The 9,011-nt window shown below is 35.6% G+C and carries 14 protein-coding genes; 8 read left to right on the top strand and 6 right to left on the bottom strand.

The window, feature by feature from the left end:
- Positions 1-79: 79 nt before the first annotated feature.
- Both J0656_RS16450 and J0656_RS16445 read right to left on the bottom strand, forming a co-directional pair.
- Positions 80-829 carry a nucleotidyl transferase AbiEii/AbiGii toxin family protein gene (locus J0656_RS16450; protein WP_207035868.1) on the bottom strand — a complete coding sequence of 250 codons (750 nt, stop codon included), beginning with the start codon at positions 827-829 and terminating at the stop codon, positions 80-82.
- Positions 826-1,617, bottom strand: a complete 792-nt coding sequence (locus J0656_RS16445) for a type IV toxin-antitoxin system AbiEi family antitoxin domain-containing protein (protein WP_207035866.1) — start codon at positions 1,615-1,617, stop codon at positions 826-828. The genes J0656_RS16450 and J0656_RS16445 overlap by 4 nt, the downstream gene beginning before the upstream one ends.
- 133 nt (positions 1,618-1,750) lie before the next feature.
- Between J0656_RS16445 and J0656_RS16440 the strand changes: the two genes are divergently transcribed.
- The 6 genes from J0656_RS16440 (at position 1,751) to J0656_RS16415 (ending at position 5,472) form a co-directional block, all read left to right on the top strand.
- On the top strand, positions 1,751-2,164 hold the full coding sequence (locus J0656_RS16440; protein WP_207035864.1) for a VOC family protein: 414 nt from the start codon (positions 1,751-1,753) through the stop codon (positions 2,162-2,164).
- A complete protein-coding gene (locus J0656_RS16435) occupies positions 2,165-2,803 on the top strand; it encodes a CPBP family intramembrane glutamic endopeptidase (protein ID WP_207035862.1) in 639 nt (212 codons plus the stop codon). It begins immediately after the preceding gene.
- Positions 2,804-2,968: 165 nt separating this feature from the next.
- Entirely contained in the window at positions 2,969-3,328 is a 360-nt protein-coding gene (locus tag J0656_RS16430; RefSeq protein ID WP_207035860.1) for a hypothetical protein, read from the top strand.
- Positions 3,329-3,330: 2 nt separating this feature from the next.
- On the top strand, positions 3,331-3,864 hold the full coding sequence (locus tag J0656_RS16425) for a DUF1643 domain-containing protein (protein WP_207035858.1): 534 nt from the start codon (positions 3,331-3,333) through the stop codon (positions 3,862-3,864).
- A gap of 148 nt (positions 3,865-4,012) precedes the next feature.
- Positions 4,013-4,885, top strand: a complete 873-nt coding sequence (locus J0656_RS16420) for a carboxypeptidase-like regulatory domain-containing protein (protein ID WP_207035856.1) — start codon at positions 4,013-4,015, stop codon at positions 4,883-4,885.
- Positions 4,886-5,016: 131 nt separating this feature from the next.
- Complete coding sequence (locus tag J0656_RS16415) at positions 5,017-5,472, top strand: GNAT family N-acetyltransferase (RefSeq protein WP_207035853.1); 456 nt, start codon at positions 5,017-5,019, stop codon at positions 5,470-5,472.
- Between the two features lie 145 nt (positions 5,473-5,617).
- Here the strand turns inward: J0656_RS16415 and J0656_RS16410 are convergent, their stop codons facing one another.
- Complete coding sequence (locus J0656_RS16410) at positions 5,618-5,896, bottom strand: hypothetical protein (protein ID WP_207035852.1); 279 nt, start codon at positions 5,894-5,896, stop codon at positions 5,618-5,620.
- Between the two features lie 109 nt (positions 5,897-6,005).
- Between J0656_RS16410 and J0656_RS16405 the strand changes: the two genes are divergently transcribed.
- Together J0656_RS16405 and J0656_RS16400 are read left to right on the top strand one after the other, a co-directional pair.
- The gene (locus J0656_RS16405; RefSeq protein ID WP_207035850.1) at positions 6,006-6,236 is read left to right on the top strand and encodes a helix-turn-helix domain-containing protein; all 231 of its coding nucleotides are present in this window, start codon (positions 6,006-6,008) and stop codon (positions 6,234-6,236) included.
- A gap of 52 nt (positions 6,237-6,288) precedes the next feature.
- A complete protein-coding gene (locus J0656_RS16400; RefSeq protein ID WP_207035848.1) occupies positions 6,289-6,588 on the top strand; it encodes a nucleotidyltransferase family protein in 300 nt (99 codons plus the stop codon).
- A gap of 191 nt (positions 6,589-6,779) precedes the next feature.
- Here the strand turns inward: J0656_RS16400 and J0656_RS16395 are convergent, their stop codons facing one another.
- The 3 genes from J0656_RS16395 to J0656_RS16385 form a co-directional block, all read right to left on the bottom strand.
- Positions 6,780-7,826 carry a relaxase/mobilization nuclease domain-containing protein gene (locus tag J0656_RS16395; RefSeq protein WP_207035846.1) on the bottom strand — a complete coding sequence of 349 codons (1,047 nt, stop codon included), beginning with the start codon at positions 7,824-7,826 and terminating at the stop codon, positions 6,780-6,782.
- Positions 7,807-8,163 (bottom strand): plasmid mobilization protein, encoded by a 357-nt coding sequence (locus tag J0656_RS16390; protein ID WP_207035844.1) that lies wholly within the window; start codon positions 8,161-8,163, stop codon positions 7,807-7,809. The genes J0656_RS16395 and J0656_RS16390 overlap by 20 nt, the downstream gene beginning before the upstream one ends.
- 139 nt (positions 8,164-8,302) lie before the next feature.
- Complete coding sequence (locus J0656_RS16385) at positions 8,303-8,593, bottom strand: helix-turn-helix domain-containing protein (RefSeq protein WP_207035842.1); 291 nt, start codon at positions 8,591-8,593, stop codon at positions 8,303-8,305.
- Between the last annotated feature and the right edge of the window lie 418 nt (positions 8,594-9,011).

The raw sequence follows: 9,011 nt of genomic DNA, 5'->3' as shown, positions 1-9,011 counted from the left end.
ACAGATAGATCTAATCTAAAGGTGGTCCACTTTGACCCGGCGAAGGTGGGTCACTTTCGTCCGGCCAGCTATGGTCACTTTAACCCAGCGAGGGTGGTATACTATGTCCGGCGTTTCCATCCATGTCTCCAGTAATGCTTGAGTCGTTTTCTTTTTCTTCAATATTTCTAAGAAACTCTTTTTGACTGAGCGGTTTACCAACAGAAAAAGCCATGTACTCTTTAAAGCATTGAACGATAGACTTATTGTCCAAACTAATGTGCAAAAGTGAATAATCCAAATCAAAAAGATTCCAATCTTTACTACGTTGGTATAAGGCCCGAAGTTTTGTCCCTACCAATTCATTTAGGTTATAGGTCCGTATTTGAGCTTTTCCTGAAAACCATCGATTTTTGATTTCAAAAGAAAACACAATCCAATCCAACACTTTGAAATGTTCCTTACATTTGATTTCCAACTTCAATCGTCTTCTCGTATTTCCATATTCTGCTGAGTTAAATCGGTATAATGCCTTGGCCCCATGCCCCCTCACTTCTGTGCGTCTAGATTCTTCGAAAAAGTAAATTACTTCTCCCAATCGCCGCATGATTGGTTTTGTAGGACCCCGTTTGATATGTACCAAATCAATGTCTTCCGAATACCTAGGTGCTGGATTTAAATAGAGTTTATGTAGGGCCGTACAACCCCTAAAGGTCATATTTTCTTTAAGAAAATCATCGGAAAAGATGGCAACCAATGTTTGGCTGATAATCAAATCTTGCTCAATCTGGTCGAATGATTTCCATGGTGCATGTTCTTGCCACTCAACTATGTAGGGTCTTGGTATCATATATCGCTTTCAAGAGCTAAGTTCACATCAACTTTCCATTGGTTATCCACTGCACCAGGTTTAATTTTATCCGATGTATTCAACAGGACAGGGTAAAATCCATGTCTTTCCAAATGAGCAATAAGGGGCTCAAGCAAATCATTTTCTGGATTTATATAATCTATCAAAAAACCCAATCGCTGCAAAACACTTTTATGTGGATACCATTGCAATAAAGAGCCCATATCACTTAGCTCAACTTCTTCTAAAAGTTCCTCAATATTCGCCAACATTCTGTTTATTCCCCCTAGCTTTCTTTGGTGGTATATTAAATCCACAATGGTCAATAATGGGTCTGAAACATTAAAATAACCAGCATCCGATTTTTTTTGGACAATATTGGCCTGGGGCCAATTAGAAGTAAGAAAAAAGTTTATAGCGATATTCTTTTTACGAATATCCAACATTCTAGTGCCTTGTGTAATAATGTATTCAGTCTGCGCTTGTTGATGAGCCGCTCCATGTATTTGTGCCGCTGAGTACAAACCAATGTAATAAGGCTTATCCAAGTGTTCAAATAATTTATTGACATAAAGCTCCAATGGTATAACCCCCAATTTTGAATATCTCGGTGGTATGATAAGGTAGAATCTTTTTCTTAATGAGAAGATTTCTCCTTTCTCAGACAAATAGGCCAAATCCGTGGTAACAGCATTTGTACACTTTCCTGAATAAGTCATATATTCATCACGGGAGAAGGAATATTCTTCTACTGACAATCTACTTTTGATGAAATCGGCAAGTTTCATTTAGTGAATTTAGAAGAATATTAGCAGTTATTGCCAATAATCTTGTTTTTTTACTAAAATCCATTCGAGCTTTTATGGCACAATAGCCTGATTCCTTTTATCATATATTGAAGTTCAAAAAAAATGATTTACAATGCACAATAGAATTGCCCATATCGCTTTGGTCGTTAAAGACTATGATGAAGCAATCCATTTTTATACCCAAAAACTGGATTTCGTTCTTCTTGAAGATACTAAAATTGATGAATTTAAAAGATGGGTAGTGGTTGCCCCAACAGGTGCAAAAGAATGTGGATTGCTACTGGCCAAAGCTGCGAATGAAGAACAATTGAAAAGTGTTGGAAATCAGGCAGGAGGCCGAGTCGGATTTTTCCTGTTTACAGATGATTTCAGACGAGATTATGATAAACTTACAAATCATGGAGTAACTTTTGTAAGACCCCCAAAAGAGGAACCTTATGGGGTTGTGGCCGTATTTCAAGATCTTTATGGTAATTTATGGGACTTGTTAGAACCTAGTAAGAAAAACAAAGGGGTAATCGGATAAATGAATTTTACAAAAAAACAAATAGTTCTTGCATCGCCTTTTTTGATTATTGCAATAAACTTCGGAATTGCCTTTTTATTCGGAAGTATTATCCAAAAATGGGCTTTTGTACCTATAATACTAATCGAATGGTGTCTTTTTCTATTCTTTATTTATAAGTACACCAAAAAAGAAACAAGAAAAAAGTGGCTACAAGAACCTAAAGGTTCCTTTGGTTGGATTGTTTTGGCCTTGTTCATGGGAATACTTCCACTCCCATTATTCTTAATGCATTACGAAACATTAGGAATTTGGAAAGTTTGGATACCTTGGATTTTATTAGCCCTAATCAACCCTTGGCTTGAGGAATTTTATTGGCGTGGACTACTTTTGGATTACACAAGGAACTGGTCGAATTGGGTTGCAATATTTTTCACAAGTATAGTATTTGCTCTTAATCACGCAGTTTTCGGTGTGAATTCAGAATTGAATAGTGGAATAACAGTAATGATTTCAACATTCATAATGGGAATAATTTGGGGGCTAGTCTATAAGAAAACTGACAGTTTGCGATGGATTATATTAGCCCACTTTTTGGTTGACCTTTTTAATTTATCAGCTGCTTCATTTTTAGATTTATATGAAAAGGGAAATTGGTAAAATGAAATGATTTGTCAACAAAGATGGCTGTAGTTAATTACTTGTTCCACCTACTCTGAAAATACTTATGAATTTTAAGTTTGATATGTCCCTATACTTACAAAATAGAGTACCTTCCCATTTAACTACTCATAACCGAGACCTGCAACATACAAAACCATGAATATGCAAGGATTAAAGAGACTACTTTGTTTGCCCGAGAATGTTAAAAACCAAATTGTAAATGCATATGGTTCGGTTCAGAATTTATATCAAAAAATTTTCGACCTAAATGCAGAAGAATACGGTCTCACAGGTTCAGGAAGCCCCAGATTAAATGAAATTCAAACCGAAATATATCATATTGAAGACCAACTCGAAGAATTTGGATTGACAGACGGAAACGATATTATAACTGAAATTTCATCTGACTTTGGCGAAATCATAGTCAATGGACATATAAAAGAGCTAAATAATTACCTATCTCAATTTGGTACTGACTTTGACACAATGCGGCAGTGGCTAAAAAGTAAATACAATATCTAAGTATGATCTATGACACCTATAAATGGATTTATGAAAATGACCAAAAAGACGATATAAGATATGTTTTAGGGACCAAGGGCAATAAACCCCTATTGTGTTTTGGAATTAATCCAAGTACAGCGAAGCCGGATGATTTAGATAACACGTTAAAATCGGTAGAAAGATTGGCTTTAAGTAATGGGTTTGATAGTTGGATAATGATGAACATATACCCCCAAAGAGCAACTGACCCAAATGATATGCATAAAATTTTCAATGCCGAAATCCACTCAAAAAATTTAGCGTTTATCGAACAAATTTTGTCTATAAAGAATATAACAATATGGGCAGCTTGGGGAACTTTGATAGAAAAAAGAAACTATTTGAATGACTGTTTACTTGATATTTATGACATAAGTAAAAAATACAATTGCAATTGGATTAATATAGGAAACAAGTCTAAGAAAGGGCATCCTCATCACCCATTATACTTAAGCTCAACTGAAAGGATAATGAAATTTAATATAGTAGAATATATAAGTGGATTAAAGAAATAAGTCTCCTAACAATGATTATGCATAATATAGTCAAATATGCAATCCGAAAGGTTAGCACTTCTATTCCTCCAATGATAAACTGAAAGATAAATGCCTTGAAATTACTAATTGCCGAGGCTGTTATATGCCATATGGAAAAACCAAAAAAATGAAAAAAATTCTAATAATCATACTTATCCTCACCCTGAGCGGCATTGGGTATTGCCAAGGCAAGCAGATTTCAGGAGAAGTTAGAAATTTTGAGAACAATGACCCTTTGCCATATGTCAATATAGGAATAGTAAATAAAGGGGTCGGAACAGTTTCCGATGAACATGGCCTTTTCAAACTAGATTTGAACGAAAGGACAACCTCAAAAGACACGGTTATTTTCTCCTTCATAGGTTTCAAGACCGAAAAATACCTCGTCTCGGAATTGAACAATCAAAAAAGGACAATTTTATTGCAACCGCAGAATACGAAATTAGACGAAGTAATATTGTCCTCAAAAAAAATAACGCTAAAACATAAAAGGATAGGAAGAACTTCCAAAGGACTCGGATTGACGCATTCGAATTTCTATTCCTACTATGAAAAAGATGTTGATGACCGCTTAAGTAAGGAAAAAGGGATGAAATTCAAGATCAGAAAAAACTGCCATCTGCAGGATTTGAACTTCAACATTACCTCGAATGACTTCAAGTCCTTGAAATTCAGGGTGAATTTCTATAAAATTGAAAATGGACTTCCAACAGACTTGATGGTTCAAAAAAACATTGTTTTTGAAATCAAGGACAACTTTTTGGGCTGGTTCAAAGTGGATTTGGAACCTTATGACATTTATTTAAAAGAAGATGTGGAAGAGATGGCCGTAACCATACAATGGCTCAAAAGTGTAAAAACAGATGAGAAAAGTAAGTACTTTGGCATTTCTACTGCCAGTTCCCCGACCCATACAGCTTATTTTAGGGAAAAAGCTATGGACAGTTGGACCAAAGGAGGACAGAGTTTAAGTTTTTACCTGAACGTGATGTCAGAGTAAAAAATGGCTTACAAAAAGCAATTGGTTTAATTCATGTAACTTTCAATCTTAAACACGGCCATGGGCTTCCTTAAGTACAGTCCCGTCTTTGCCCTAATTTGAGATATTTATCCGGACAACAAAAACAAAAAATGGAAATAAAAAGAATAAAAAAATCCGAATCTCATCTGGTCATCGGTCTTTTTGACAAATACAGGGTTTTTTATAAACAAGAACCCGACCTGGCACTTGCCAAAGAATTTATCCAGGCCAGACTGAACAATGATGAATCCATAATCTTTGTGGCAATTAAAGAGGGCCAACCGGTAGGATTTACACAACTGTATCCAAAGTATTCGTCGGTAAGGACAACCCTGAACTGGATTTTGAACGACCTTTATGTAGAAACAAGATATAGGAAAATGGGTGTCGGGGAAAAATTGATTTCCACGGCAATGGATTTTGCCCAAAAGAGAGGTTCAAAATTCGTGGAACTATCGACTGCGGTTGACAATATTATAGCTCAAGGACTTTATGAAAGAATAGGATTTCAAAAACAAACGCCCGAAACAGACTTTTATACCTATCGAATCAACCTAGATCGATAAAAAATGTTGTTGGCATTGCTATAACCGATGACAATTATGTTTTCTTCACAAAAAGAACCACAATGACGTATTCTTTAAGATACTGTATAAATCCAATAAACATTTCTTTTAGGAAAGGGCTCATTAATCTAATCGGTGATAAAGCTCAAGGTTTTTCCTTATATCTATTCCTTACCGCTCTACCTATCTTTTGGCAAAGGTTTAAATGTAGTTTCTTAAAAGTTGTCTCATCTATTTCTATGACTTCAGACCATTCATCGTAACCGGATAGATTTTTGACCTTGCCTTCTATTACTTTGAAAACCATAAAATCCGAGTTTTCGGACTCCATCAATGTTTCCATCGAATCTTGGAAAAGAACTTTGGCTTCCATATTGGAACAAAACACATATTTTATAAAATCATCTGATAGCTGAAATGGCATAACTTTATTATATGTCTCTATAAGGCTATAAACTAACAACAAAGATAATAAAAATTTCACGCTATATATGACGTAATATGTGTCCGCCGTTTTCTGCAACTTTCCGCCCATGCAGAAAGCCAATTATATAGAGGAGAGGAAAGCTATCGCTGACCGTATCAAAGATCTTAGAATCAAAAGTGGATATACCAGTTATGAAGCTTTTGCGGTTGAGAATGGTCTCCCTCGTAAAAACTATTGGCGTATGGAGACAGGTGAGAACTTTACCATCAATACCCTGATTAGGATTCTCAAAATCCATGATATTAGTCTAGAAGATTTTTTTAAGGGCATCAAATAAGGATTCTTATTTCTCAAAAGCCTTTTAAATTCTTTATATCTTCCCATCTTGTATGAAATCCCTAAATGAGATAAAATCAATCTTGGAAAAGAATAAGAGTAGGTTATTCCATTCTTATCCCATTAAAGCTTTAGCGATTTTCGGTTCATTTGCTAGAAATGAAGGAAAGAAAAATAGTGATTTGGATATCTTGGTTGAATTCAACGATAAGATTGGTATTCGATTTATCGATTTGGCTAATGAACTGGAAAAACTGATTGGATTAAAAATTGACCTTGTTTCCCGAAAAGGGATCAAAGAAAGATACTTTAAATCCATTGAAGAAGATTTGATTTATATTTTTAAGAAATAATGACCATTAATCAATGGATATGCCTGACAGAGTTGAAAAAATCCTACTTTAAAATTTCACATCCAAAAATTGAGTGAAAAAATAATAGTATTTAGGAATCATAGAAGAACATTAGTAATAATTGCTATTATTCTTACTTTTTTACTAAACAGTATGGCTTTGACTTTTTGAATCATCCATACTATTGACTATTACAGTCTCCTTCCTTTTCCTTTTCGCCTTTTCTTCCTAAATCGAATCTTATCGTCAAGTTCCAGTTTAAAAGAATTCCATTGATTGTCATCGGTTTGATGTGATTTCAATCCAATTGCTTCAACGTTTCCCATATCACTTTTTGGTTGTTCAATAGTTTTGATAGTCTGTCCAGTAACACTAAATGTCTTTCCTGCAATTGGTGTTGATGCCCTTCTAAATTCTTTAAAAGCGCTATCACTTCTTCGTTCTGTGCTATTATTTTCGAGAATAACTGCACGGTCTCTGTCTTGTTCATAATCGATTCGTTTGATGATATTGTTCCATGAAAATTGCCGCCCAAGGGTGCTCCCTTTGTATATAATGCTGTCGTACCTAATAGAGATTCCTGTTACTCGTCCGGTACTTTTGCTTATGTTGAACTTGGGAGTTATTTTCATTTTAACCAGTTCATTAATGAATTCCGTTACATTATTGGATTTTAAGATAGCATTTTCAAGATGCTGTTGAAGCGTAAGTTTTAATGGTGGCTCTCCTGTTCTAAAAGCCTTTTGGATTTCTTTATGGGTAAGTGTTGCCTTTTTTACCAATTCTACATCATTTAGCTGAGATAGTCCATACTTAAGCTCAAGTTTCCGAACCAATCGCTCGCTTCTTTCATAATCTTTACTGTCGCTGACCACTTCCCCGGAAAACTTTACACGATTGGCCACAATATGTATGTGTTCGTGTTCCTGGTCACAATGTCGGTAAATGATATATTGATTGTCATCGAAACCCATACCTTTCAGATAATCCATTCCCAACGAAGTAAATTGCCCATCACTTAACCTATCATCATAGGGCAGGTTCAATGAAACATGATATACCGCTTTGCCAAGTCGAGGTCGGAGCTGCCTGACCAAATTGAACTCTTGGGTCATATCCATGGTCTTTCCATGGGTAAGATTGGTGTCCAACAGATGGCCTTTTTCCTGTTCTATCTTCTTTTCATTGTAGGCCAACACCCCATAGAAATCCTTTCCTTTAATCTGCTTGGCAATCACTCTTTACAATATTTGATTTTAGCATGTCTAAAACGTTTTTCAATTCTGCTAGTTGATTAATTAACATTGGAGGATGTTTCATTCCCAGGTGTACCTTTTTAGTGAGCTGGTTAATGTTATTCCCGATACGGCTCAACTCAATGAAAAGTTGTCTGTCCTCGAGCAATATTCTTTTTCTTGGCAGTGCTTTTCCCGTTACCCTTTTTCTAATATAATCGGGAATTGTGATTCCCAGCACACTTGCATTTTGGGATAGTATCAGGTATTCGTTTACAGTCATTCTCACGTTTACCCGAATAGCCTTTAATTCTCGTATTTTCTTTTTTGGTCTTGCCATATTTTTAGGGGTTTGGGGAGAATCCCCAACAAGCCACGCGAACAGAGTGAGCGGTTTTTGCTTGCAAAAACATGGCTTGCTTCATCATCTCCGATAAAAAGTCCTTTTTATATTTTGTCTTTGGATTATCAATTTGTTTTTAAGAAGAAATCCTCCTTAAACGATCGATAAGTTCATTGATGTCATTGGGATGGAATAAGACACGTCCGCCGATAGGTATCTTTTTGAGCAACCCCTTTTCCATCCAGGAATAGATAGTCGGTCTGGTCACTTTAAATTTTTTGACCAAATCGGCAATCGTCAACATTTCATTTTCAGTTTGATTTGTATTATCCTTATCCTCCAGTTTTGGAGCTGGATTGTTTTTGAGAGATTCTACAGGAACGTACTCCTTTAATCCATCGTCGTCCATGACAAATATGCGCTTCATATTACCGTTATTTGTTGATTTACTTTATTGAACAAACCTAGCAACATTGAACAGCATTTAACCCGTTTACCGTACATCAGTTTATGTATGGCAAATCAAGGAACATTCAAAACAAATTTGTATAGGAATTGAGGTCGAATCTAAGATAGGGATGGTAAGCACCCTGGGGTGCTTACCTATTCGATTCCTTCTAAGCTGTTGCCAAAAACGATGTTTTTGGCAACAGCTATATAAATATGGGTAGGGAGAAAAAGAATTCAGTTTACGCCAACACTCGGACAATCTCTAGCCATTGTCTTCTTTCTCCCTTCCCACAAATATTTATACAGATGTATGATTATACATTTGTATAAAGCATTAACTATTGCTTTATATAAATGTCATTTGATGCTATAAAGAAGTGAAAACACCAACCATA

The organism is Flagellimonas aurea (genome assembly GCF_017313785.1).
Taxonomy (GTDB): domain Bacteria; phylum Bacteroidota; class Bacteroidia; order Flavobacteriales; family Flavobacteriaceae; genus Flagellimonas; species Flagellimonas aurea.
Note: the sequence above shows the minus strand (reverse complement) of the source record. Positions and strands in the feature narration are given on the sequence as shown.

Coding starts and splice junctions, on each gene's coding strand:
- J0656_RS16425 (WP_207035858.1), top strand. CDS start 3,331: ATGATCTATGACACCTATAAATGGATTTATGAAAATGACCAAAAAGAC.
- J0656_RS16430 (WP_207035860.1), top strand. CDS start 2,969: ATGCAAGGATTAAAGAGACTACTTTGTTTGCCCGAGAATGTTAAAAAC.
- J0656_RS16405 (WP_207035850.1), top strand. CDS start 6,006: ATGCAGAAAGCCAATTATATAGAGGAGAGGAAAGCTATCGCTGACCGT.
- J0656_RS16385 (WP_207035842.1), bottom strand. CDS start 8,593: ATGAAGCGCATATTTGTCATGGACGACGATGGATTAAAGGAGTACGTT.
- J0656_RS16415 (WP_207035853.1), top strand. CDS start 5,017: ATGGAAATAAAAAGAATAAAAAAATCCGAATCTCATCTGGTCATCGGT.
- J0656_RS16450 (WP_207035868.1), bottom strand. CDS start 829: ATGATACCAAGACCCTACATAGTTGAGTGGCAAGAACATGCACCATGG.
- J0656_RS16420 (WP_207035856.1), top strand. CDS start 4,013: ATGAAAAAAATTCTAATAATCATACTTATCCTCACCCTGAGCGGCATT.
- J0656_RS16445 (WP_207035866.1), bottom strand. CDS start 1,617: ATGAAACTTGCCGATTTCATCAAAAGTAGATTGTCAGTAGAAGAATAT.
- J0656_RS16410 (WP_207035852.1), bottom strand. CDS start 5,896: ATGCCATTTCAGCTATCAGATGATTTTATAAAATATGTGTTTTGTTCC.
- J0656_RS16390 (WP_207035844.1), bottom strand. CDS start 8,163: ATGGCAAGACCAAAAAAGAAAATACGAGAATTAAAGGCTATTCGGGTA.
- J0656_RS16400 (WP_207035848.1), top strand. CDS start 6,289: ATGAAATCCCTAAATGAGATAAAATCAATCTTGGAAAAGAATAAGAGT.
- J0656_RS16435 (WP_207035862.1), top strand. CDS start 2,165: ATGAATTTTACAAAAAAACAAATAGTTCTTGCATCGCCTTTTTTGATT.
- J0656_RS16440 (WP_207035864.1), top strand. CDS start 1,751: ATGCACAATAGAATTGCCCATATCGCTTTGGTCGTTAAAGACTATGAT.